The organism is Pseudarthrobacter sp. Hb11 (genome assembly GCF_059383655.1).
In genome coordinates this window covers 1-24,362 of record NZ_JBWZCM010000017.1, presented here as the reverse complement: position 1 = coordinate 24,362, position 24,362 = coordinate 1, and the positions used below count along the sequence as shown (strand labels likewise).

General features: G+C 66.6%; 19 protein-coding genes. 14 read left to right on the top strand and 5 right to left on the bottom strand.

What is annotated here, in order from left to right:
• Positions 1 to 10: 10 nt before the first annotated feature.
• Positions 11 to 706 (top strand): 4'-phosphopantetheinyl transferase family protein, encoded by a 696-nt coding sequence (locus AC50X7_RS17250; protein ID WP_494980129.1) that lies wholly within the window; start codon positions 11 to 13, stop codon positions 704 to 706.
• Here AC50X7_RS17250 and AC50X7_RS17245 read toward each other — a convergent pair.
• The 3 genes from AC50X7_RS17245 to AC50X7_RS17235 form a co-directional block, all read right to left on the bottom strand.
• Entirely contained in the window at positions 703 to 2,061 is a 1,359-nt protein-coding gene (locus tag AC50X7_RS17245) for a M1 family metallopeptidase (RefSeq protein WP_494980128.1), read from the bottom strand. The genes AC50X7_RS17250 and AC50X7_RS17245 overlap by 4 nt on opposite strands.
• A 71-nt stretch (positions 2,062 to 2,132) precedes the next feature.
• On the bottom strand, positions 2,133 to 6,113 hold the full coding sequence (locus tag AC50X7_RS17240) for a Pls/PosA family non-ribosomal peptide synthetase (protein WP_494980127.1): 3,981 nt from the start codon (positions 6,111 to 6,113) through the stop codon (positions 2,133 to 2,135).
• A gap of 127 nt (positions 6,114 to 6,240) precedes the next feature.
• Positions 6,241 to 7,206 carry a quinone oxidoreductase family protein gene (locus AC50X7_RS17235; RefSeq protein ID WP_494980126.1) on the bottom strand — a complete coding sequence of 322 codons (966 nt, stop codon included), beginning with the start codon at positions 7,204 to 7,206 and terminating at the stop codon, positions 6,241 to 6,243.
• A 164-nt stretch (positions 7,207 to 7,370) separates the two neighbouring features.
• On the opposite strand from AC50X7_RS17235, the gene argC reads away from it, so the two are divergent.
• From argC to AC50X7_RS17185, 10 genes are all read left to right on the top strand, one after another.
• A complete protein-coding gene (gene argC, locus AC50X7_RS17230; RefSeq protein WP_494980125.1) occupies positions 7,371 to 8,402 on the top strand; it encodes an N-acetyl-gamma-glutamyl-phosphate reductase in 1,032 nt (343 codons plus the stop codon).
• Complete coding sequence (gene argJ / locus AC50X7_RS17225) at positions 8,399 to 9,565, top strand: bifunctional glutamate N-acetyltransferase/amino-acid acetyltransferase ArgJ (protein ID WP_494980124.1); 1,167 nt, start codon at positions 8,399 to 8,401, stop codon at positions 9,563 to 9,565. Before argC ends, argJ begins: the two co-directional genes overlap by 4 nt.
• A gap of 39 nt (positions 9,566 to 9,604) precedes the next feature.
• Positions 9,605 to 10,558, top strand: coding sequence for an acetylglutamate kinase (argB, locus tag AC50X7_RS17220; RefSeq protein WP_307095556.1), 954 nt, complete (start codon positions 9,605 to 9,607; stop codon positions 10,556 to 10,558).
• The gene (locus tag AC50X7_RS17215; RefSeq protein WP_494980123.1) at positions 10,555 to 11,808 is read left to right on the top strand and encodes an acetylornithine transaminase; all 1,254 of its coding nucleotides are present in this window, start codon (positions 10,555 to 10,557) and stop codon (positions 11,806 to 11,808) included. The genes argB and AC50X7_RS17215 overlap by 4 nt, the downstream gene beginning before the upstream one ends.
• Positions 11,805 to 12,815, top strand: a complete 1,011-nt coding sequence (gene argF / locus AC50X7_RS17210) for an ornithine carbamoyltransferase (RefSeq protein WP_494980122.1) — start codon at positions 11,805 to 11,807, stop codon at positions 12,813 to 12,815. The genes AC50X7_RS17215 and argF overlap by 4 nt, the downstream gene beginning before the upstream one ends.
• Positions 12,815 to 13,345 carry an arginine repressor gene (locus tag AC50X7_RS17205; RefSeq protein WP_102976225.1) on the top strand — a complete coding sequence of 177 codons (531 nt, stop codon included), beginning with the start codon at positions 12,815 to 12,817 and terminating at the stop codon, positions 13,343 to 13,345. Before argF ends, AC50X7_RS17205 begins: the two co-directional genes overlap by 1 nt.
• 45 nt (positions 13,346 to 13,390) lie before the next feature.
• Positions 13,391 to 14,596 carry an argininosuccinate synthase gene (locus AC50X7_RS17200; RefSeq protein ID WP_494980121.1) on the top strand — a complete coding sequence of 402 codons (1,206 nt, stop codon included), beginning with the start codon at positions 13,391 to 13,393 and terminating at the stop codon, positions 14,594 to 14,596.
• Complete coding sequence (argH, locus tag AC50X7_RS17195; RefSeq protein WP_494980120.1) at positions 14,593 to 16,008, top strand: argininosuccinate lyase; 1,416 nt, start codon at positions 14,593 to 14,595, stop codon at positions 16,006 to 16,008. Before AC50X7_RS17200 ends, argH begins: the two co-directional genes overlap by 4 nt.
• Before the next feature lie 88 nt (positions 16,009 to 16,096).
• Positions 16,097 to 16,633: a pyridoxine/pyridoxamine 5'-phosphate oxidase gene (locus AC50X7_RS17190; RefSeq protein WP_494980119.1), complete on the top strand. Its 537-nt coding sequence runs from the start codon at positions 16,097 to 16,099 to the stop codon at positions 16,631 to 16,633.
• A 10-nt stretch (positions 16,634 to 16,643) separates the two neighbouring features.
• On the top strand, positions 16,644 to 17,411 hold the full coding sequence (locus AC50X7_RS17185; protein WP_494980118.1) for a maleylpyruvate isomerase family mycothiol-dependent enzyme: 768 nt from the start codon (positions 16,644 to 16,646) through the stop codon (positions 17,409 to 17,411).
• 16 nt (positions 17,412 to 17,427) lie between these two features.
• Here the strand turns inward: AC50X7_RS17185 and AC50X7_RS17180 are convergent, their stop codons facing one another.
• Together AC50X7_RS17180 and AC50X7_RS17175 are read right to left on the bottom strand one after the other, a co-directional pair.
• Positions 17,428 to 17,922 carry a methylated-DNA--[protein]-cysteine S-methyltransferase gene (locus tag AC50X7_RS17180; protein WP_494980117.1) on the bottom strand — a complete coding sequence of 165 codons (495 nt, stop codon included), beginning with the start codon at positions 17,920 to 17,922 and terminating at the stop codon, positions 17,428 to 17,430.
• Positions 17,919 to 19,469, bottom strand: coding sequence for a DNA-3-methyladenine glycosylase 2 family protein (locus AC50X7_RS17175; protein WP_494980116.1), 1,551 nt, complete (start codon positions 19,467 to 19,469; stop codon positions 17,919 to 17,921). Before AC50X7_RS17175 ends, AC50X7_RS17180 begins: the two co-directional genes overlap by 4 nt.
• Before the next feature lie 115 nt (positions 19,470 to 19,584).
• Between AC50X7_RS17175 and AC50X7_RS17170 the strand changes: the two genes are divergently transcribed.
• From AC50X7_RS17170 to tyrS, 3 genes are all read left to right on the top strand, one after another.
• Positions 19,585 to 20,232, top strand: coding sequence for a DNA-3-methyladenine glycosylase (locus AC50X7_RS17170; RefSeq protein WP_494980115.1), 648 nt, complete (start codon positions 19,585 to 19,587; stop codon positions 20,230 to 20,232).
• 67 nt (positions 20,233 to 20,299) lie between these two features.
• Positions 20,300 to 22,528 (top strand): HelD family protein, encoded by a 2,229-nt coding sequence (locus AC50X7_RS17165; protein WP_494980114.1) that lies wholly within the window; start codon positions 20,300 to 20,302, stop codon positions 22,526 to 22,528.
• Between the two features lie 89 nt (positions 22,529 to 22,617).
• A complete protein-coding gene (gene tyrS / locus AC50X7_RS17160; protein ID WP_494980113.1) occupies positions 22,618 to 23,931 on the top strand; it encodes a tyrosine--tRNA ligase in 1,314 nt (437 codons plus the stop codon).
• Positions 23,932 to 24,362: the final 431 nt, after the last annotated feature.

The following is a 24,362-nucleotide window of genomic DNA, read 5'->3' as shown; positions in this document are numbered from 1 at the left end:
GCGCACTCCCATGGACTCCCGGCTGGCCCTGCGGGCAATGGATATCTCTTCCGATATTCCCTGCCCGCAGGCTGGCTACAGTCCTGCCGGTGGGCTGGTTCCCTCGCCGGCAGAGGCACTGCGGGCGGCAGCGATGGAGCCTGGCGCAGCCGCGCGCTTCCTCGCCGGCAGGGCAGCACTCCGCCGCTTTGCGGCCCAACTCCTCGACCTCCCGGCCGCGCAGTTGCAGGCTGCATACTCCTGTCCAGAATGCGGTTCCGGACCTGACCTGTCCCATGGCCGCCCCGGCTTCACGCACCACGGCCAGCCGCTGCCCCTGCTCTTGAGCATGGCCAGGGCTGGACGATGGGTTCTGCTGGCGGGCCTCACATCGCCGCTGGCGGGGGAGCGGTTGGGAGCCGACGTCGAAGATCCTGAACGGCTTGGCTTCGATGACTTTGACGACGTGGCCCTGGCGGATGCTGAAAAGCACGCCGTGGCCGGACTGGAGGGAGCAGCCCTGCTCCGCGAACGGGCGCGGCTGTGGACCCGCAAGGAAGCCTGGCTCAAGATGACCGGCGATGGACTGCGGACGGATCCCCGGGAAGTGGCCGTCCTGGACAGGCCGGGGCTGACGGACCTGCCGCCTGCCGCGACGGGGCTGCCAGCGTCGCTCGTTGCTGCCTTAGCGCTTGGCCGGCTGGGTAGCGGGGCCAGGTTCGGCTAGGCAGGAAGCGGCGGAAGCGCCAGCTCAAAGAGCCAGGGGTGGAGCACCGCTTCGGTATCGATGCCCGCCACGCGGTTCGCCAGCAGCACGAAGTCTGCCGTTGACACCGATCCGTGGCGGTGGGTCCTGGTCCATTCCTGCAGCAGCGTGAAGAATGCAAGATCCCCGCAATGCCGGCGGAGCGCGTGCAGGGCCAGCGCGCCGCGCTTGTAGACGCGGTCGTCAAACATCAGGGCCGGCCCGGGATCTCCGACCAGCAGGTCCTGTTCCGCAGCAGACAACCCCCGCCAGGCCGACGCCGCCCGCTGGTGGGCGGTCATAAGGCCGGCTTCCTCGGACCAGATCCATTCCGCGTAGCAGGCGAAACCCTCATGCAGCCAGATGTCGTGCCAGGCTGCAACGGTCAGGGAGTTGCCGAACCACTGGTGCGAGAGCTCATGGGCAATCAGCCGCTGGGATTCCCAGTCCAGGCTGAGGTGGTTCCGGCCCAGGATCGACAGCGATTGGGCTTCCAGCGGGATCTCCAGGACGTCATCAGTCACCACCACGGTGTAACCCGGGAAAGGGTAGGGGCCGAAGCGCCGGACGAAGGCCGCCATCATGTCACGCTGCCGGCTCAGCCCGGCCTCCGAGACATCAGCCAGGGCCGGGGGCACGGCCACGGTCTGCGCTACGCCGCCGGCGGAACCGTCGTCGAGGACGAGGACGTCATACCTGCCGATCTGTACCGTGGCCAGATACGTGGCCATCGGCTCGTGCTGCTCGTAGGTCCAGGTCTCCCTGCTGGACCCGCGCGTGTGGCCGGCCAGGACGCCGTTGCAGACGGCGCGGTAGTCCGCGTCCGTGGTGACCGAAATGCGGTAGGCGGCCTTGTCCCGGGGGTGGTCATTGCAGGGAAACCAGGAGGGGGCGCCGTTGGGTTGTCCGGCCACCAGCACGCCGTCGGTCAGTTCTTCCCAGCCCACCTCGCCCCATAGGCCGCGGCGGGGAGCGGGATTGCCCTCGTAACGGACGTCCACGGTGAAACCCTCGCCAGGAACCAGGGCGGTTTCCAGATGCACCACCAATTGCTCGGCCCGCTGCGAAAAGCGGCGCACCCGGCGGCCGTTGAACTGCACTTTGACTGCCCGGAGCCCCACCAGGTCAAGCACAACAGCCGAAGCAGCCCGGTCGGCCACCGCGTGGAGCAGCGCCCTGCCGTTCAGCCGGTTGCTCGCCAGCCTGTAGTCCAGCTCCAGCTCGTAGCGCGTCACGCTGTAGGCGTCAGTGCCGTAGTGGGCCACATAGGGGTCGGACCGCAGGTCGGGTCCGGGCTCGCGGGTGGAGGTTCCGCGGACTGATTCTGGCGAGCTCATAAGGGGAACGGCCTTAACTAACTACTGTTGACGGACGGCGGTGGTGTTGCTTCAGGTGTTGCCCGGACGATTCATATCCCCCGCGGCAGGGCCGGCCCGGCCCACGGGCTGACGGGGTTGCCCATCCAGTAGGTGCCAGCGGGTACTGTTTCCCCGCGCATCACCAGCGACGCGGGGCCAACTGTTCCGCCGTGGCCGATCCGTGCCTGCGGGAGGATGACACCATGCGGTCCCATCGTTGCCCCGTCTTCGAGCGTAACAGGGCCAATGCTCATGATGCGGTCGTGGAACAGGTGGGTCTGCACCACGCAGCCCCTGTTGACGGTGGAGTTCGCACCCAGGGAAACGAGATCCGCCTCCGGCAGCCAGTAGCTCTCGCACCACGTCCCGGAACCGATTTTGGCGCCGAGGGCGCGCAGCCACCAGACAAGGGCGGGGGTGCCGGTGGCGGCGCGGGCAAACCAGGGCGCGCCGACCATCTCGATGAACGTGTCCACCACTTCATTGCGCCAGATAAATGAACTCCACAGGGGGTGTTCACCTGCGTTGATCCGGCCGATGAGCAGCCACTTGGCGGCTACGGCGCTCCCGGCAGCCACTGCTCCTGCCAGCAGCATCACCAAACCGCTGAGCAGGGCAGTTACGGCATAACCGTTGGCCGAGGCCAGCCAATCGAAGGCCAGCAGGACGCCGGCGGCCAGTCCCACCGTCAACACCACGGGAATGAACCGGCAGGCTTCCCACAGCGCCCGGGCCATTTTTAGCCTGCGTGGCGGCTGGTAGGTGAGCGAGTTGTCTGACGAGATGGCGGTGCGGCGCAGCCGGACGGGAGGGCTTCCCAGCCAGGACGTTCCGGACTTGGCTTTCGACGGGGTTGCCGAGAGCACGGCCACCAGGGAGTTCTTCGGAACATTGCGGCCCGCCCCGGTCATTCCCGAGTTGCCGAGGAACGACCGCTTGCCGATCTTGGCCGGTGCGATCCGCAGCCAGCCGCCACCGAGCTCGTATGAGGCCACCATTGTGTCATCGGCCAGGAATGCGCCCTCGCCCACTGTGGTCATCTTGGGAAGCAACAGCACGGTGGAGGCTTCCACGTTCTTGCCGACCTTTGCTCCCAGCAGGCGGAGCCAGACAGGGGTGAACAGGCTGGCATAGATGGGGAACAGGAGGTCCCTGGCCAGGTCAAGAACGCGTTCCGTAGCCCAAACCTGCCAGCCGATCCGGCTGCGGACACGGTAGTAGCCTTCGCGCAGGCCCAGCCCCAGCAGGCGCGTGGTGCCCAGGATCAGGAGCAGGTTCGCGGCGAACCAGGCGAGGGCGGCAAGCGGCAAGGAAGCAAGCAGGGGAAGCCAGGCCTCCGACAGCGAACTGTGGCCCCTGATGAACAGGAAAACCACCAGGCAGGCAGCTCCTGCGGAAAGGTAGGGAATCATGGCCAGCAGGGTGCTGGCGGCGGCGAATGCCGTAAACCAGAGCCGGGCCAGTAACGAGCTGGTGGCGGGCTGAGCCGGCCAATTCTGTTTTGCCCTGCCCCGGCGTTCTGCAGGGGAACCGGCCACAACCTGGCCTGCCTTGACCTTGCCCAGGACTGCCGAGCCCGGCTCCACCTGCCCGCCGGCCCCGATGCTGGCGCCGGGCATCAGGGTGCTTCGGGCGCCCACCGTGGCGCCCGCGCCGATGCGGATCGCGCCGATGTGCACGTTGTCACCGTCGATCCACCAGCCCGAAAGGTCCACCTCAGGCTCCACGTTCGCTCCGGCGCCCAGCGAGAGAAAGCCGGTTACCGGCGGCAGCGAGTGCAGGTGCACGTTGGTGCCGATCGTCGCGCCCAAAGCCCGCGCGTAATAGGGAACCCAGGGCGCGCTGGCCAGGCTCACCGCTCCGGCCAGGTCCTGGATCTGCTCAGCCAGCCATAGCCGCAGATGGACTTTGCCCGACCTGGGATAGGTCCCCGGCCCAACTTTCCGGAGCAGGAGACGGGCCGCTGCCACCGACAGGCCCATGCGCCCGGCAGGACTGACGAACACCAGCCAGGACGCACCCACCCACCACCAGGACACTGTTGCCGCCCCGGTGAAGCCGGCCAGCCCGGCAAGCAGGTTATTGCCTGCCATCAGGTAGGTCAGCCAGCGCATACCCACGAGAATGTGCAGCGGCACGCCCATCAGTGTCTGGAAAACCTGGGACTTGCGGGCGGTGGGCCGGACGATGCGGGCCTCGGCGGGACGCGCTACCGTTCCCGCCGGCACCGACTGGCGTGCTGCATCGATGAGGGCCCCGACGCGCGGCGTAGCGTAGATGTCCGCCACCGTGATGGTGGGGTAGCGGACCCGGAGCGCAGAAACGAGTTGGGCTGCTGCAAGGGATCCACCGCCGGCAGCGAAAAAGTCGGCGTCGAGGCTGGTTGCCTTGATGCCGAGGACAGCGCCCCACTGCTCAACGATCCACCGGGCGTCGTCGGGGAGGTTCAGCGGGGCACTGTCTGCATCATCGGCGCCGGAACCGGCAAGCGGCCAAGGCAGGGCGTGCCGGTCCACCTTTCCGCTGGTCTTGGTTGGCAAGGAGTCGACGACGGTCAGCAGCGGAACCAGGGCCGCCGGAAGGCTGGCAGCAAGGAGTCCGCGGGCAGCGGCCAGGTCCGGCGTCGCTGCCCCGGCGGGCGCAAGGTACCCCACCAGGATCTGGTTCCCGGCCGCCGTCGTCCGGACAGCGGCCGCAGCACCCGCGATGCCGGGCAGCGCCTGCAGTGCAGCATCCACTTCGCCGAGTTCGATGCGGCGTCCGCCCAGTTTGACCTGCTCGTCAGCGCGGCCCATAAAGACCAGTCCCGCGGCTTCATAGCGGACAAGGTCGCCCGAGCGGTAGGCGCGGTCCCAGCCGAGCGTTGGGAATGGCGCGTACTTTTCGGCATCCTTGGCCGCGTCCAGGTAGCGGGCAAGCCCTACACCGCCGATGATGAGTTCGCCAATGGCTCCTTCCGGCACCGGAACGCCCTCCCCGTCCACTACCGCCAGGTCCCAGCCGTCCAGGGGAAGCCCGATCCGCACAGGACCTGGCCCGCCCAGTGGTGCAGCACAGGCCACCACGGTGGCCTCGGTGGGGCCGTACGTATTCCAGACTTCCCGGCCGTCAACAGCAAGCCGTTCAGCAAGCTCAGGCGGGCACGCTTCCCCGCCGAAAATCAGCAGCCGGACGTTTTCGAGTGCTTCCGCTGGCCAGAGGGCAGCCAGGGTGGGAACTGTTGACACCACGGTGATGCCATGGCTGATGAGCCAGGGACCCAGGTCCATACCGGTGCGGACCAGGGCCCGCGGTGCGGGGACCAGGCAGGCGCCGTGCCGCCAGGCCAGCCACATCTCCTCGCAGGAGGCATCAAACGCGACTGACAGCCCTGCCAGCACCCGGTCTGACGCTCCGATGGGCTCCGCCGGAAGGAAAATCCGGGCTTCCGCGTCCACGAAGGCAGCCGCGGAACGGTGCTGCACTGCAACGCCCTTGGGGGTTCCCGTGGAGCCGGAGGTAAAGATCACCCAGGCGTCGTCATCAGCCTCCGCTGTCCGGGCGGCGGGGAACGGCGAGGGCCTGGAGCCATCGAGAGTCACTCCGCTTTCCGTGACGACGGCGGCAACCTTGGCTTCACCGAAAACCAGCCTTGCGCGTTCCTCGGGATCATCCGCGTCCACGGGAACGTAGGCAGCCCCGATGAGCAGGATGGCCAGGATGGAGATGTACAGCCTGTTGGTGCCGGACGGGATGCGAACGCCGATCTTGTCGCCGGCGCCGAGCCCGGCAAGGTGCATTTCCCGGCCAGCCGCGCGGACGGCCACCAGTAACTGGGCATAGCTCAGGGATTCCCGGCCGTCGTCGAGGGCGGAGGCATCCGGGTAGCGTTCCGCCGTGTCCTGGAGTATGTCAACCAGCGTCCTTGCGGGGGGAGTGGCGGCAGACCCGGCCAACTGCGGCTGGTAACGGGGCCTGGGTCCGGGGAAGCCGTCGGTTGCAAGGCTGCTGCTTGGTTGCTCGGTCACCAATGCAGTGTGCCGGGACAACATGAACAGAAAGTGTCCAGGTTTGCCGGCTGTCCACCCGTTGTTGGGAGGTTGTTCAGCGCGTGTTCCTCAACCTGCTCCCTGAATTGCTCCTGCACCCTTGAACTGTCCCTGCCTACCCAAGCTGCTCCTACGGAATGAGGACCACCTTGCCGGTGGTGCGGCGCCCCTCGAGGTCGCGGTGCGCCTGGGCGGCCTCCGCCAGCGGATACTCGGCGCCGATCCGGATTTTGAGGCTGCCGTCGGCGGCGGCGGCGAACATCTCATCTGAGCGCCAGCGCCGTTCCGCCGCGTCCTGCAGGTAGTGGGCCATGGTGGGCCTGGTCAGGAAAAGGGAGCCGCCTGCGTTCAGGCGTTGCGGATCCACCGGCGGGACGGGGCCTGAGGCTGCGCCGAACAGGGCCAGCGTGCCCCGAACGTGGAGGGCGCTAAGGGAACCGTCGAAGGTGTCCCTGCCCACGCCGTCGTACACAACGTCAACGCCCTTGCCGTCGGTAAGGTCGCGCACGGCTTTGTCGAAGCCGTCGTACCGCAGGACGTGGTCCGCCCCGGCGCCGAGCGCGAGGGCTTCCTTCTCGTCCGTGGATACCGTGGTGATGACCCGTGCGCCCTTGGCCTTGAGGAGCTGGATGAGCAGCAGCCCCACCCCGCCCGCGCCGGCGTGCAGCAGGACATTATGGCCGGCTTCAACCTTGAAGGTGGAATTGACCAGGTAATGGGCAGTCAGGCCCTGCAGCGGGAGGGCGGCTGCGGTGGCATCGTCCAGTCCATCCGGCACAGGCAAGGCTCTATCCGCGTCCACCAGGGCATAGCCGGCGTAGCAGTCGGCGCCCTCAGCCGTGGCTATCCGGTCGCCCTCGGCGAATCCGGTGACCCCTGCGCCGAGACCTACAACTGTTCCCGCTGCTTCGGAGCCGGGGGTGAAGGGATACTGGACCTTGTACACGCCGCTGCGCTTGTAGGTGTCGATGAAGTTCACGCCGGCTGCCGCTACTTGGATCAACAGTTGCCCGGGGCCGGGAATGGGGCGCTCAACGGGCACGTAGGACAGGACTTCGGGACCACCGGCTTGCCCGGCGACAATGGCGTGCGTCATGGTTTTCCTTCCGCGGGCGGGAGTTTCCGGCCCGGTCCACCCATCCTAGGCGTCAGGGATGCAGGGCAGGGCCGTTGCCGCTGTGGCCGGGCGTCATGCGCAGTAGGCAGAATAGGTGCATAAATATCGGTTGTAGTGAATAGTTTTACTGTAAGGTGGGTACCATGACTATTTCTGTTGCAGTCTCAGGTGCCAGCGGCTACGCCGGCGGGGAGGTACTGCGCCTCCTTGCGGGCCACCCGGACGTGACAATCGGAGCCATCACGGCGCACAGCAACGCAGGTTCCCGCTTGGGTGAGCTGCAGCCCCACCTTCACGGCCTTGCCAGCCGCATCCTTGAGGACACCACCGTGGAGAACCTCTCGGGCCACGACGTCGTCTTCCTCGCGCTGCCGCACGGGGCCTCTGCCGACATCGCTGCCCAGCTTCCGGAGGGCACAGTGGTGATCGACGCCGGCGCCGACCACCGCCTGCAGGACCCGGCAGCATGGGAGAAGTTCTACGGCTCAGCCCACGCCGGCATGTGGCCTTATGGCCTGCCCGAACTGCCCGGCCAGCGTGAAGCCCTTAAAGGCGCAAGCCGGATCGCCGTGCCTGGCTGCTATCCGACGTCGGCCCTGCTGGCACTGACGCCAGGGTTCGCCGCACACCTCCTCCAGCCCGACGACGTCGTCATCGTTTCCGCCTCCGGCACCTCCGGCGCGGGCAAGGCAGCGAAAGTCAACCTGATCGGCGCCGAGGTGATGGGCTCGATGAGCCCTTACGGCGTTGGCGGCGGCCACCGGCACACCCCCGAGATCGAGCAGGGCCTGTCCAATGCGGCAGGGGAGCAGGTGACAGTTTCCTTCACGCCCACCCTTGCACCCATGAGCCGCGGGATTCTCACCACCGCGACGGCGAAGGTCAAGCCGGGAACCACTGCGGAACAGCTGCGCCAGGCGTGGACCGACGCCTACGACGACGAGCCGTTTGTGCACGTACTGCCAGAGGGCCAGTGGCCGGCCACAAAATCCGTCCAGGGATCAAACCACGCCGTCATGCAGCTGGCCTTTGACGCGCACACCGGCCGGGTGATTGTCACCTGCGCCATCGACAACCTCACCAAGGGGACCGCCGGCGGCGCCGTCCAGTCCATGAACATCGCACTCGGCCTGGCGGAAACTGCCGGCCTTGACCTGCAGGGAGTAGCCCCGTGACAATTACCGCACCCCAAGGATTCCGGGCCGCCGGCGTCACCGCGGGACTCAAGGCCTCCGGCAACCCGGACCTTGCCCTGGTGGTCAACGATGGGCCCACGAAATCTGCAGCCGCCGTATTTACCAGCAACCGGGTGGCTGCCGCCCCTGTCCATTGGTCCCGACAGGTGATTTCGGACGGCCGGGTGGACGCCGTGGTCCTCAATTCCGGCGGAGCGAATGCCTGCACCGGACCCACCGGCTTTCAAAACACCCACAGCACCGCCGAAAAAGTGGCCGAAGCACTCGGCATCTCGGCCACCGATGTTTTTGTCTGCTCCACGGGCCTGATCGGCGAGCAGCTGCCCATGGACAAGATCCTCCCGGGCGTGGAGGCCGCCGCCGCTGCCCTCAGCACTGATGGCGGACCTGCCGCCGGCACCGCCATCATGACCACCGACTCGGTTCCCAAGGCTGCGTTGTTTATCGGCACCGATGCGGACGGCCAGGAATTCACCATCGGCGGCATCGCCAAGGGCGCCGGCATGCTGGCACCGGGCCTCGCCACCATGCTGGTGGTCCTCACCACAGATGCCGTCGTGGAACCGGAATTGCTCGACGTCGTCCTCCGCGATTCCACCCGCGTCACCTTTGACCGGGCGGACTCCGACGGCTGCATGTCCACCAATGACACGGTGGTCCTGCTGGCCTCCGGGGCCTCCGGTGCCGTGCCGTCCGCCGAATCCTTCGGCGCCGGCCTCACCCAGGTGTGCGCCGAGCTGGCCCGGAAGCTGATTGCTGACGCCGAAGGGGCCAGCCACGACATCGCCATCCGGACCTTCAACGCCGCCAGTGAAGCGGACGCCGAAACGGTCAGCCGCTCCGTGGCACGGTCCAACCTCTTCAAAGCCGCCATCTTCGGCAAGGACCCCAACTGGGGCCGGGTGCTCTCCGCCGTCGGCACCACCGACGCGGCGTTCGAACCGGACCAGCTCAACGTGGCCATCAATGGAATCCAGATCTGCCGGAACGGCAGCATCGGCGATGACCGCAGCCTGGTGGACCTGGAACCGCGCGAGGTGCTGGTGGAAATCGACCTGAAAGCCGGCGACACCGAGGCCACCATCTGGACGAATGACCTCACCCATGACTACGTGCACGAGAACAGCGCCTACTCAAGCTGAACCGGCCCCGCAGCCCGGCAACCCTGGAGATACTGCCTTATGAACACCCGCACCCGCGAGAACACCACCATGCTTGATGCCCAAAGCAAGGCCGGCACGCTGATCGAGGCGCTGCCCTGGATCCAGCGCTTTGCCGGTACCACCATGGTGATCAAGTACGGCGGCAATGCCATGGTCAATGACGAACTGCGCCGTGCCTTCGCCGAGGACATTGTTTTCCTGCATCACGTGGGAATCCATCCCGTGGTGGTGCACGGCGGCGGCCCGCAGATCAACGCCATGCTGGCCCGGCTGGGCATCGAGTCCGAGTTCAAGGGCGGCCTGCGGGTCACCACACCTGAGGCCATGGACGTGGTGCGTATGGTTCTGACCGGCCAGGTGGGACGCGAACTCGTGGGGCTCATCAACTCCCACGGCCCCTACGCTGTTGGCATGTCCGGCGAAGACGGCGGGCTGCTGCGGGCCGTCCGCACCGGCACGGTCGTGGACGGCGAAGAGGTGGACCTGGGCCTTGTGGGTGAAGTGGTGGGAGTGAACCCGGAAGGAATCCTGGACATCCTCGCCGCCGGCCGCATCCCCGTGATCTCCACCGTTGCACCGGAAATTGAGGGCGACGCGCTTCCTGCCGACGGCCGCGTCCAGACCACCGGGCAGGTGCTCAACGTCAACGCGGACACCGCAGCAGCAGCCGTTGCCGAAGCCCTCGGAGCGTCCAAGCTGGTGATCCTCACCGACGTCGAAGGCCTCTACGCCAACTGGCCGGACAAGTCCTCGCTGATCTCCTCCCTGAAGGCATCAGACCTGCGCGAGCTCCTGCCCTCCCTGGAATCCGGCATGATCCCCAAGATGGAAGCCTGCCTCAAGGCGATCGACGGCGGGGTGGAACGCGCGCACATCGTGGACGGGCGCCTGGCGCACTCCATGCTGCTGGAAACATTCACGACGGCGGGCATCGGCACGCAAGTGGTCCCGGATGAGGAGATCAACGGATGAACACCACGGAAAAGTCGTCACTGACAGAGCTCGTGGAGACCGCCGGCCACGCCGGGTCCGAGTGGTTGGCCCGCTACTCCACGTCTTTGATGGGCGTGTTCGGCACCCCTCAGCGGGTCCTGGTGCGCGGTGCCGGCTGCCTGGTCTGGGATGCCGACGGCAAGGAGTACCTCGACCTGCTGGGCGGCATCGCGGTCAACGCCCTGGGCCACGCCAACCCGTTCGTCACGTCAGTCATCTCCAGCCAGTTGGCCACGCTCGGCCATGTCTCCAACTTCTTCACCAGCCCCACCCAGATCGCGCTGGCCGAAAAGCTTCTAAGCCTCACCAACGCGCCGTCCGGTTCCAAGGTGTTCTTCACCAATTCCGGAACCGAAGCCAACGAGGCTGCCTTCAAGCTGGCCCGCCGCAACACAGATTCTGCCGGCACGCCGCGGACCAAAATCGTCGCCCTCGAAGGCGCCTTCCACGGACGGACCATGGGCGCCTTGGCCTTGACTGCCAAGGAGGCGTACCGTGCGCCGTTCGAGCCACTGCCCGGGGGTGTGGTCCACATTCCCTTCGGCGACATTAACGCCCTGGAAGCCGCCCTCGACGAAACGGTGGCAGCGGTCTTCCTGGAGCCGATCCAGGGCGAAGCGGGCGTACGGCCCCTGCCTTCCGGCTACCTTCGGGCTGCACGGGAGCTGACCACCAAGGCGGGCGCGCTGCTGATCCTCGACGAGGTGCAGACGGGCATCGGACGAACCGGCAAGTGGCTGGCCAGCGAGGACGCAGGCATCGTGCCGGACGCTGTCACCCTGGCGAAGGGCCTGGGCGGCGGCTTCCCGATCGGTGCGCTGGTCACGTTCGGCGGCGGGACGTCGTCGTTGCTGACCGCTGGCCAGCATGGCACCACGTTTGGCGGCAACCCGGTGGCGACGGCGGCTGCCCTCGCCACCCTGCACGCCATCGAAAGCCAGGATGTCCTGGCGAACGTGGCAAAGGTGGGGGAGCACCTGCGGTCCGCGCTGGCGGCCATTCCGGGCGTCACGGAAGTCCGGGGCGAAGGTTTGCTCATCGGCTTCGACCTGGACGCGGACATTGCCCCGGCCGTAGTGCAGGCGGGTCTCGAAGCAGGCTTCATCGTCAACAGCCCCGGGCCCCGCACCATCCGCCTGGCGCCGCCGCTGGTGCTCACCACCGCCCAGGCGGACACCTTCCTCTCCGCCTTCCCGGCCATCCTCCAAACAGCAAAGGACGCCCAGTGACTTTTGTAACCGGTTCTACCCGGCACTTCCTCAAGGACACAGACCTCAGTCCTGCCGAACAGGCGGAGGTCCTGGACCTTGCCGTCCGCATGAAGGCTGCGCCGTACAGCGTCCAGCCCTTTGCCGCGGATGGCAACGGCCGCAAGACCGTGGCAGTCATTTTCGACAAGACCTCCACCCGGACCCGGGTCTCGTTCGCCACGGGCATCGCCGATATGGGCGGCAACGCCCTCATCATCAACCCGGGTGAGGCCCAGATCGGCCATAAGGAATCCGTGGAGGACACCGCCAAGGTCCTGGAGCGCATGGTGTCCACCATCGTGTGGCGCACGGGTCCGCATGCAGGCCTGGTGGCCATGGCCGAAAACTCCAGGGTGCCGGTCATCAACGCGCTGTGCGACGAATACCACCCATGCCAGTTGCTGGCCGACCTGCTGGCGGTGAAGGAGCACAAGGGCGAGCTCAAGGGCCTCACCATGGCCTACCTCGGGGACGCTGCCAACAACATGGCCAATTCCTACCTGCTGGCAGGCGTGACGGCGGGCATGCACGTCCGTATCGCCGGGCCTGAGGGCTACCTTCCCGCCGGGGACATTGTGGCCGCGGCTGAGGAGCGCGCCGCAGAGACCGGCGGCTCGGTGCTGGTCACCACCGACGCCGCGGCGGCACTGAAGGGTGCCGACGTCGTCGCAACAGACACGTGGGTGTCCATGGGCCAGGAAGCCGAAAAGGAAGCCCGGCTGCAGCTGTTCCGCGAGTATTCCGTGGACGAGGCGGCCATGGCACACGCAGCGGATGACGCCGTCGTGCTTCACTGCCTTCCCGCCTACCGCGGCTACGAAATTTCGGCGGGCGTGATCGACGGGCCGCAGTCCATCGTCTGGGACGAGGCCGAAAACCGGCTGCACGCCCAGAAGGCCCTGATGGCCTGGCTGATGCACCAGTCCGGCCTGGCATTCGTCGATGGCCTTTCTCCGGTCGAGGGCACTGGGGAGAGCACGTTCTAGTGTCCGCCCAACCGGCGTCGCCGGGCTCCAGCCCGGCCACCAAAACGGCCCGCCAGGCGCGTATCACCGCCATCCTGACGGGTGAATCGGTGCGTTCCCAGGCGGAGCTGGCAGCTTTGCTGGCGGACGACGGCGTGCAGGTCACCCAGGCGACGCTGTCCCGGGACCTCGTGGAACTCGGCGCGGTCCGGGTCCGCGGCAAGGAGGGCGTGCTGGTGTACGCCGTCCCCGGCGAGGGCGGCGAGCGGGCCGCGAAGAGCGGGGTGAGCCAGGAGATTCTGGACGCCCGGCTGGCGCGGCTGTGCAGCGAGCTGCTGGTCACCGCGGAGGCATCGGCCAACATCGCAGTGCTCCGCACGCCCCCGGGCGCGGCCAACTTCCTTGCGCTGGCGATCGACCATTCGGTGATGCCGTCCATCCTGGGGACCATCGCCGGCGACGACACCGTGCTGTTGGTCTCCCGGGACCCGCAGGGCGGCCAGGACCTCGCGGCCAGGTTCCTGCAACTGGCTGAAGAAGCCGGGCAATAAGCTTGATGACAATATCTACAACCCCAATCACAAGGAGCATTTCAAGTGACTGAACGCATTGTGCTCGCCTACTCCGGCGGCCTGGACACCTCAGTAGCCATCGGCTGGATCGGTGAAGCCACCGGCGCCGAGGTCATCGCCGTCGCGGTTGACGTCGGACAGGGCGGCGAATCCCTGGAAACCATCCGCCAGCGTGCCCTGGGCTGCGGCGCCGTCGAAGCCTACGTGGCCGACGCCTCGGACGAGTTCGCCGACGAGTACTGCATGCCCACCTTGAAGGCCAACGGCCTCTACCAGGGCCACTACCCGCTGGTGTCCGCCATCTCCCGGCCCGTCATCGTCAAGCACCTGGTCAAGGCCGCCCGCGAATTCGGCGCCACCACGGTTGCGCACGGCTGCACCGGCAAGGGCAACGACCAGGTGCGCTTCGAGGTAGGCATCCAGACCCTCGGTCCGGACCTGAAGTGCATCGCCCCCGTCCGCGACCTCGCCCTGACACGCGACAAGGCCATCGCCTTCGCCGAGGAAAAGGGCCTGCCGATCGAGACCACCAAAAAGAACCCGTACTCCATCGACCAGAACGTCTGGGGCCGCGCGGTGGAAACCGGCTACCTTGAGGACATCTGGAACGCCCCCACCAAGGACATCTACGACTACACCGCCACCCCGGAGTTCCCGCCGGCACCGGACGAGGTCACCATCAGCTTCGAGGCCGGCGTTCCGGTAGCGATCGACGGCGTGAAGGTCACCCCGCTGCAGGCCATCAAGGAACTCAACCGCCGTGCCGGCGCGCAGGGCGTGGGCCGGATCGACGTCGTCGAGGACCGCCTGGTGGGCATCAAGTCCCGCGAAGTCTACGAAGCCCCCGGCGCCATGGCCCTGATCACTGCCCACAAGCACCTCGAGGACATCACCGTCGAGCGCGAGCAGGCCCGCTTCAAGGCCACCGTTGGCCAGCGCTGGGCCGAGCTGGTGTACGACGGCCAGTGGTTCTCCCCGCTGAAGCGCTCCCTGGACGCCTTCATCGAGGACACCCAGAAGTACGTCTCGGGCGACATCCGGATGACCCTTCACGGCGGCCAGGCCATCGTGAACGGCCGCCGCTCCGACACCTCGCTCTACGACTTCTCGCTGGCCACCTACGACACCGGCGACACGTTCGACCAGTCGCAGGCCAAGGGCTTCATCGAACTGTGGGGCATGTCCGCGAAGGTAGCCTCCGGCCGCGACATCCGGGTCGCTGGTCAGTGACAAGCGCTACTAACGAAGGTGCACTGTGGGGCGGCCGGTTCGCCGGCGGCCCCGCTGATGCCCTGGCGGCGCTGAGCAAGTCCACGCACTTCGACTGGCGGCTGGCCCGCTACGACATCGCCGGTTCCAAGGCGCATGCCCGCGTGCTGCACAAGGCGGGGCTGCTGGACGACTCCGAGCTGAAGGGCATGCTTGATGCCCTCAGCCAGCTGGACGAGGACGTTGCTTCCGGCGCCTACGTGCCGGCCGAATCCGACGAGGACGTGCACGGCTCGCTTGAGCGCGGCCTGATTGAGCGCGCCGGAACACAGCTGGGCGGCAAGCTCCGCGCGGGCCGGTCCCGCAACGACCAGGTGGCCACGCTGGGGCGGATGTTCCTGCGCGACCACGCCCGGATCATCGCCCGCGGCGTGCTCGCCACAGTGGATGCGCTGGTGGAACAGGCCAAGGCCCACCATGGAGTGGCCATGCCGGGCCGCACCCACCTGCAGCACGCGCAGCCGGTACTGCTCAGCCACCACCTCCTGGCCCATGCCTGGGCGCTGCTGCGCGATGTGCAGCGGCTGCAGGACTGGGACAAGCGGGCAGGCGTCTCGCCTTATGGTTCGGGTGCCCTCGCCGGCTCCTCCCTGGGCCTGGACCCGGAAGCCGTTGCCGAAGACCTGGGCTTCTTCTCCGCGTCGCACAACTCGATCGACGGCACCGCTTCCCGCGACGTCTTCGCCGAGTTCGCCTGGGTGTGTTCCATGATCGGTGTGGACCTCTCCCGGGTGTCGGAGGAAGTCATCCTCTGGGCCACCAAGGAGTTCTCCTTCGTCACGCTGCACGACTCCTACTCCACGGGCTCGTCCATCATGCCGCAGAAGAAGAACCCGGACGTGGCGGAGCTGGCCCGCGGCAAGGCAGGGCGCCTGATCGGCAACCTGACCGGGCTGCTGGCCACGCTGAAGGGCCTGCCGCTGGCTTACAACCGCGACCTGCAGGAGGACAAGGAACCGGTGTTCGACGCCGCCGACACCCTGGAGCTCCTGCTCCCGGCAGTCTCCGGCATGATCGCCACCCTGACGTTCAACACAGAACGGATGGAGTCGCTGGCACCGCAGGGCTTCGCGCTGGCTACTGACATCGCCGAATGGCTGGTCCGGCAGGGTGTTCCATTCCGCGAGGCGCACGAACTCTCCGGTGCGGCCGTCAAGCAGGCGGAATCCCGCGGCGTGGAGCTGTGGGACCTGACTGACGAGGAATACGCCGCCATTTCCGGGCACCTCACGCCGGAGGTCCGCACGGTCCTGTCCACGGAGGGGTCGCTCAACAGCCGCAACTCCCAGGGCGGAACCGCACCGGCTGCCGTCGAACGCCAGCTGGTTGCACTGGAAGCCGAGCTGGCGGGCGTGCGGGAGTACGCAGCCTAACCAACCAACAAGCGAGGATGACACTTCGCGGCAATGTTTTTGAAAACACTGCCGTGAAGTGCCATCTCGCGGCGTTTAAGCTGAGGCAATGAGCGAAACCTTCCAGAAGTTCCTTCGCACCCTGCCCGACTTCCCGGACAACCTGCCCGGCTTCGACCCGGCCACCGCGCCTACAGATCCCACCGAACTCTTCCGCCACTGGCTGGACGAGGCTCTGGCAGCCGGGGAGCGCCAGCCGCATGCCTGCAGCCTTGCCACGGTAGACGGCAGCGGCCAGCCGTCGTCGAGGATGCTGATCCTGAAAAACATTGACGACGACGGCTGGCACTTTGCCACAGCCCGCTCCTCGCGCAAAGGCAGGGAGCTGAGCGCCAACCTGCACGCCGCCCTCAACTTCTACTGGCCGTCGCTGGGCCGGCAGGTCCGGGTGGCCGGCCCCGTCGTCGAGCTGTCCGTCGAGGCATCGGCCCGGGATTGGGCGGAGCGCCCGCGGGCTGACGGCAGCCGCAACCCCGACTGGCAGCTTTACGCCATCCAGCCAGCAGAGATCGAGTTCTGGCAGGCGAGCCACGACCGCTCCCACATCCGCCACAAGTTCGGCCCCGACGGCGTCCTTCCCGGCTAGGATGAGCGCCATGACTGCTCCCGCACCAGAAGTCCTGCTCGCCGGGCTCCATAAAGCCGCCGACGACGTTGCCTCCGATGCTGCCAAGCTCGGCGAAGAGGACCTGCGGGCTCCGTCCGCCCTGCCCGGCTGGACGCGGGGTCATGTCCTGGCCCATCTGACCGGGATCTCCAACGCCATGGCCCGGCAGCTCGAGTACGCCGCCCGGGACGAGAGCATCGAGCTGTACGACGGCGGCACGGATGGCCGGAACAGGGCGATCGACATGGCTGCCGGCCACGACGCCGCCACACACCTGGCGGATCTGAAGGCTGCCCTGCAACGGGCGATCAAGACGTTCGATGCGCTGCCCGGCATCAAGGATTCGTCTGCCAACCGCACCGGCTGGTACGCACCCATCACCTACCGCGGGGGAGTTGTCCTGGACGGCGGCCTGGCGCTGTGGCGGGAACTCGTTATCCATAACTCGGACCTGTTGACGGGCAGGGGACCGGAAACCTGGAGCCGGGAGTTCTGTGAGCACCTGTTCGATTTTCTCTCAGCCCGCGTCCAGCCCGACGACAGACTGGTACTGCAGCCCCTGGGCTACCCGCCGCTGAGCATCGGCAGCGGCAACAGATCCACCGTAATCAGCGGGATGGCCACGGATATCGCGGCCTGGTTGGCGGGGCGCGAACCCACACTGGGCAGCCTGAGGGCATCCGCGGCAGCCGACGGCGTGGACCTGCCCGCCCTGCTGCCGTGGCCTGCGGGAACGCCAACACCTCAACAGGACTAGCGTTCCCCAACCTGGATCAGGCGGCTTCGCGCGCCAGCAGGCTCTGTTTGACGGGCAGTCCCCAGCGGAATCCACCCAGCGAACCGTCGGTCCGGATGACACGGTGGCAGGGGACGAACAGGGCTGCCGCATTGAAGGCACAGGCGCTGGCGGCCGCCCGTACGGCCTTTGGATTACCGGCCAGCCCGGCGTACTCGGTATATGTCACGGGGGACCCCGCCCGGACCAGCCGCAGCACGTCCCACGCGTGGACCCGGAACGGCCCGGACATTTGCCTCACGGGAACCTGCATCGCCGGGGCCGGATTTCCGGCGTAGAACGCTTCGACCGCCGCCGAAATCTCTCCAAGTTCGCTGACGAGTTCCAAGGTGGCGGGCCGCAGGGTCGGATGGATCTGCCCGGTCAAATCACCGGGTTTTTCGGTCCAGCCGCTGGAGAGGACCACGCCGTCCCGGGCGAGGATGGTGAACGGGCCGTCGGGGGTGGACATGTGAAGCAACTGGGCCTTCATCGGTTCGCTTTCTCTGCTGTTCTGCTGCCTGCTGCGGCAATGTCCTTTGTTGTGCCAGGACGTGTACCCGCCGGGAACTGCGCTGCTGCCCGCCACAGGTGCATGGTGGCGTAAGAGCGCCAGGGGCTGACTTCGCGGAAGTCCAGGTTCGCGGTCCAGGACTTCCCCGAGCCGGCCGGGCCTGGATTTTTCGGGCCGTCCAAGGCCTTGATTCCGTTCCGCACCGCCGCGTCATTGGCAAGGAACACGTCCGGGGCGCCCAGGATACGCATGGCGAGGTAGCCCACGGTCCAGGGTCCGACGCCGGCCAGCGGGAGCAACTTTGCACTGAGGCTTGCCACGTCGTCGCCATAGCCGAAGTCGAGCGTACCTTCTGCCAGGGCAGAAGCTGCCGCGCCGAGGGCATCGATGCGTTTCCGGGGGCCGCGCAGGAGGGCGCAGCCGTCGGCAGCAATTTCCGCCGGGGTGGGAAACATCCGGTCGAGGCCCTCACCGGGGCTTCGGCTTGAACTTCCTACGGCGGCCAACTGGGTGAGGGCGGTCCGCGCCGCAGCCACGGTGATCTGCTGGCCGATCATGGCCCTGATCAGCATCTCGGCAGGGTCAAGCGCCCCCGGCATCCTGATTCCCGGAGTGCGGGCCGCTGCAGCCGCCAGCCTGCTGTCCCCGGCCAGGGCGCCGTCGATCGCCACCGGGTCCGCATCCAGGTCGAACAGCCGCCGGACGCGGCTCAGCAGGGCCGGCAGGTCCCGAAGGTCCACCGCGCCGATGGAGAGAGTCAGTGGCCTTCCCGGTGCGCCGGCATCGTACTCAATGGTGAAGCGCGCATCACCGTGCGGCAGCCTTAGCGTGCGCGCGTAGGAGGTCGCCGTTCCTGTCTCGATCCCGGGGATGGCCCGCACCGCCAGGAAAGTGAAGACGCCGGGGTCGAAGGGGTCGCGGTAGGGGAGGCTGAGGGTCAGTGCGGTAGACCCTCCGGCGGCTGCCTTGGCATGCCTGGCGGAGCGGAGGGCGGTGGGAGTCATGTCAAAGACTTCCACCATGGTTTCGTTGAACTGGCGGACGCTGCTGAAGCCGGCCGCGAAAGCGACGTCCGCGAGCTTCATCGACGTGGAAACCAGCAGCGTGCGCGCTGTCTGTGCCCGGCCGGCACGCGCGAGTGAGAGGGGACCGGCGCCCAGCTCCTGGCTGAGGATTCGGTTCAGCTGCCGTGAGGAATAGCCCAGTCGGGCGGCCAGGCCATCGACGCCGTCCCGGTTCACTACGCCGTCGTTGATCAGGCGCATGGCACGCCCCGCGATGTCCTGCCGCACGTTCCAGGCAGGCGTTCCCGGAACCGCCTCGGGGAGGCAGCGCTTGCAGGCCCGGTAGCCGGCGTCGTGGGCTGCAGCTGAGGTCTCATAAAACGTGACGTTCGCAGCCTTGGGAGTCCTGGCCGGGCATGACGGGCGGCAATAGATGCCTGTGGTGCGGACGGCAGTGTAGAACTGCCCGTCAAACCGGGTGTCCCGGGCGTCTATCGCCCGGTAGCGCTGCCAAAAGTCCATTACTCCATCCTGCCAGCAGCACAGGAGCGGAGCTAGCGGAAATCGGACATGGCCGTGCGCCCATTTTGTAGCGTTGCGGCCCGGCTCCGTCGCAGTCTTTGGATAGAGTCTGGCCATGAGCAGAAGTCCCTCTCCGGCCCGGGAACCGCTGCGGGAATTCCTGTCGGGAGATGCCCGCGAACTGGCACCGATGCTGCTGGGGGCTGTCCTGACCCATGATTCACGGGACGGCAGGGTCTCCGTGCGGCTCACCGAAGTGGAGGCCTACCTCGGGCCGGAGGATTCCCTGCACCCTGATCCCGGATCACATACGTACCGCGGCCCTACGCCCCGGAACGCTCCCATGTTCGGCCCCGCCGGACACCTGTACGTCTACTTCACCTACGGCATGCATCACTGCACGAACATTGTGTGCGGCCCGGCGGGCGTTGCCTCCGCCCTGCTGCTGCGCGCCGGAGAGATCGTGGAGGGCCTCGAGCTGGCACAGCACCGCCGGCCTACCTCGAAAAACCCTGCCGATCTTGCCAGCGGCCCCGCCCGGCTCGCCAAAGCCCTCGGCCTGACAACCGCCTACAGTGGCCGTGACGCCTTGGAGCCGCCTTTTGGGCTGAGGCTCGCGGAGCAGCCGGTTCGGGAGGTCAGTTCAGGCCCCAGGGTGGGGGTTTCCGGCGTCGGCGGATCCGGGAAGTACGCCTGGCGGTTTTGGATCACGGGGGATCCCACGGTGTCGAAGTACAAGGCGGCCAAACCAAGAACGCGGTAGTTTCGCCAGCGTTAACGGAAATGGTTGTAGAATGGTAGGTCTGTCTTTTGCGATAGGGGAACGTTAAATGCTCGACGCCGATTTGGCCCACGAACGGGACTATGTTGCCGGCCTGTATGCCCGGCTGGAGGAGTTGCGCGAGGAAAAGCGCAAGCAGCTCGCGCAGGTCCGGCGGTCAGGGGCCGTGGGCACCATGCAGAACGTTTCTGAGCGTGACGCTTTCGCCGCTCTGTACGAGGACCGCCTGGCGCAGCTGGATGCTGTTGATGACCGCCTGGTCTTCGGCCGGCTGGACCTGGACTCCGGGGAAGCGCAGTACATCGGCCGTATCGGACTCACCACCGAGGACCTGCAGCGGCTCATGGTTGACTGGCGCGCGCCCGAAGCCGGGCACTTCTACCAGGCCACGGCCTTCGACCGGCAGGGCGTCCGCCGCCGACGCCACCTGATCCTGCAGGGCCGCGAGGTCAAAGCCATCGAAGACGATGTGCTGGACGCGGACATGCTGGCAGACGACGAATCACTGCAGGGTGAGGGCGCCCTGCTCGCCGCCCTGAACTCCAAGCGCACCGGCCGGATGTCGGACATCGTCAGCACCATCCAGTCGGAACAGGACCGCATCATCAGGTCCTCCATCTCCGGCGCCGTGGTGGTGCAGGGCGGGCCGGGTACCGGCAAGACCGCCGTGGCACTGCACCGCGCCGCCTACCTGCTGTACACCCACCGGGACCGCCTCAAGTCCGCGGGCGTGCTGTTGGTGGGCCCGTCGTCGTCCTTCATGAAGTACATCGAAAGGGTGCTGCCCTCCCTGGGCGAGACCGGCGTCGTGATGGCCAGCGTGGGCCGCCTGATGCCCGGCATCAATGCGGTGCCCGAACCTGATGCGGGCGTTGCCGCCATCAAGGGCCGGCTCGACATGGCCACCGTGGTGGCCAACGCCGTCGCCAACCGCCAGCGGATCCCTGCCGAAGACCGGATCCTGGAAGTGGACGGCCGCAAGCTGGTGCTGACCCCGCGCCAGGTGCGCCGTGCCCGCGAACGCGCCCGTTCCACCGGGAAGCCGCACAACGAAGCCCGGGTGACGTTCGTCAAGATCCTGCTGCGCGAACTGACCGAACAGATGACCGAGCTCGTGGAAGCCGGCAACATCGGCAACAACGCGGACCGCTCCTACCTGGCCGAGGATGTCCGCACGGCGCGTGATGTCCGGATTGCCCTCAACCTGTGCTGGATGCCGATGACGCCCGAAAAGCTGATCTCGGAGCTGTTCAGCAAGCCGGCCGTGCTTGAATTCTGCACTCCGCATCTGACTCGGGCTGAGCGCGCCCTGCTCCAGCGCCCGGCTGATGCCCCCTGGACTGAATCCGATGTTCCCCTGCTGGACGAGGCTGCCGAGTTGCTGGGCGAGCTGGATCCGGCTGCCGGGCGTGGACTGGCGCAGCAGGAGCACGACCGTGCCCGCGACCTTGCCAACGCGAAGCAGACCCTGGTCAACATGGAGGCTGCAGGCGTGGATCCGCTGATGTCCGCCGAGGAGCTGGCCGAGCAGAACCAGGAACAGGAAGCACGGCTGACCGCCGCCGAGCGCGCCACGAGCGACCGCACGTGGGCCTTTGGCCACATCGTGGTGGACGAGGCGCAGGAGCTTTCGCCCATGCAGTGGCGCCTGCTGGTCCGCCGTTGCCCCCTGAAGTCCTTCACGATTGTTGGAGACATTGCCCAGACGAGCTCAGTGGCAGGCGCCAACTCCTGGCAGGGCGCACTGGCCCCGATGTTTGGCGACCGCTGGCAGCTGGAGGAGCTGACGGTCAACTACCGCACACCGTCCCAGATTGCCGAGGCAGCTGTGCGGATGGCCAACGCTGCGGGACTCGTCGTCTCCGCACCCAAGGCCGTCCGGGAAGGACGCTGGTCTCCCGTTATCGACGAAGTGGACCCCGGCCAGGTGGTCCGCCGTCTGGTGGAAGTCCTGCCGGAGGAACTGGAAGCGCTCGACGGCGGCCTGCTGGCTGTCATCGCGGATGGTCACCTCCTGCCGGAGGCCATGGCCGCCCTGCGCGCCGAGTACGGCCGCCGGATCGGCACCGGCGCCGGCGGTTATGAGCAGGACATTGTGGTGATCAGCCCCCGCGAGGCCAAGGGCCTGGAGTTCGACGGTGTGGTGGTGCTGGAGCCCGGCATGATGCTGAACCATGAGCACGGCAAGGTGGGGGACCTCTACGTCGCCATGACGCGCGCAACGCAGCGGCTTCGGCTGATTGCTTCAGAGCCCGTGCCTGCAGGGATCAAGCGCTGATCTTTCCGGCTCAAGCAGTCTGATCCGGTCCAGGCGCCGGTGCCGCCCACTCGGCGCCTGGACTGGGTAATCCTGCTAACTTAGAAGGCGTGCCAGAACTCAACAGCCTCGAATCGCAACACAACGACCCCACTTTTGCCAACGTCTGGCAGGAACTGAAGTGGCGTGGCCTGGTCCACGTCTCCACTGACGAAGCAGAGCTGGAAAAGCTCCTCGCCGGCGGACCGGTCACGTACTATTGCGGCTTCGATCCCACCGCGCCGAGCCTCCACCTGGGCAACCTGGTCCAGCTGCTCGTCATGCGGCGGCTGCAGCTGGCCGGCCACAAGCCCCTCGGACTGGTAGGCGGTTCCACGGGCATGATCGGGGACCCCCGCCCCACGGCCGAGCGCACCCTGAACACCAAGGACACCGTTGCTGAATGGGTGGGCTACCTCCAGGCGCAGGTACGCCGGTTCCTTAGCTTCGACGGCGACAATGCTGCGCAGATGGTCAACAACCTGGACTGGACTGCCCCGCTGAGCGCCATCGACTTCCTGCGTGAGGTGGGCAAGCACTTCCGTGTGGGCACCATGCTGCGCAAGGACGCGGTGGCGTCCCGGCTGAACTCGGACGAGGGCATCAGCTACACCGAGTTCAGCTACCAGATCCTCCAGGGCATGGACTACCTCCAGCTGTACCGTGACTACGGCTGCATGCTCCAGACCGGCGGCTCCGACCAGTGGGGCAACCTCACCAGCGGTACCGAGCTGATCCGGAAGGTGGAAGGCAAGAGTGTCCATGCGCTGGGTACTCCGCTGATCACCAACTCGGACGGCACCAAGTTCGGTAAGAGCGAGGGAAACGCCATTTGGCTCGACGCCGGCATGTGCAGCCCGTACGCCTTCTACCAGTTCTGGCTCAACACCGCCGATGCCGACGTCGTGGACCGGTTGAAGGTGTTCACGTTCCTGACCCGCGCCGAGATCGAAGACGTTGCCAAGGCAGTGGCCGAGCGCCCGTTTGCCCGGGAGGGCCAGCGGAAGCTTGCTTTCGAAGTGACGTCACTTGTCCACGGGGTGGATGCCACAGAGAAGGTCATTGCAGCTTCCGCGGCGCTCTTTGGGAACGGCGACCTGTCCGCGCTGGACAAGCCGACGCTCCAGGCGGCTACCTCGGAGCTTCCTTCGGCCACGGTGCAGGTGGACGCACTGGGAATCGTCAACCTCCTGGTTGCCTCGGGGCTCTCGGAAAGCAAGTCCGCTGCCCGTCGCACTGTTGGCGAGGGTGGCGCTTACGTCAACAACGAGAAGGTATCCGATCCGGAAGCGGTGATTTCGGAGTCCGAACTGCTGCACGGGCAGTACCTGCTCCTGCGCCGCGGAAAGAAGAATCTGGCCACCGTGGAAGTGCTGGTTCCGTAGCCCGGTCCTTACCATTGCACGCTCCTCCGCAGCCGATTTGCAAGGCTGCGGGGGAGCGTGTAATGTCTTTCTAGTCGCCGCCGCTGAAGCGGAAAAATAGCGACCAACCCCCAACAAAAACTGAAGCAGCTTCACCGTGTGCGAAAGCGCCGGAGCGAAGAAATGCTTCGTTTATGCTGGGCGGATTCATCTCCACAGAGTGAATTCCGGGAAAACAACGGATTTGCAAAGTGAAAATGAATGAAATAACATTGAAACATCGCAGCGAAGAAATACGAAATAGAAAATTCATTGAATGAATTGTTTCGGGAATATTCGAATGTGTCTGTTGTTTGAGAACTCAATAGTGTGCCAAGTTTGTTGATACCAATTTTTTATTGATTGGTTGAATTGACTGGATCGTCCGCCCCTGTGGGTGGTCTGGTTTTTAC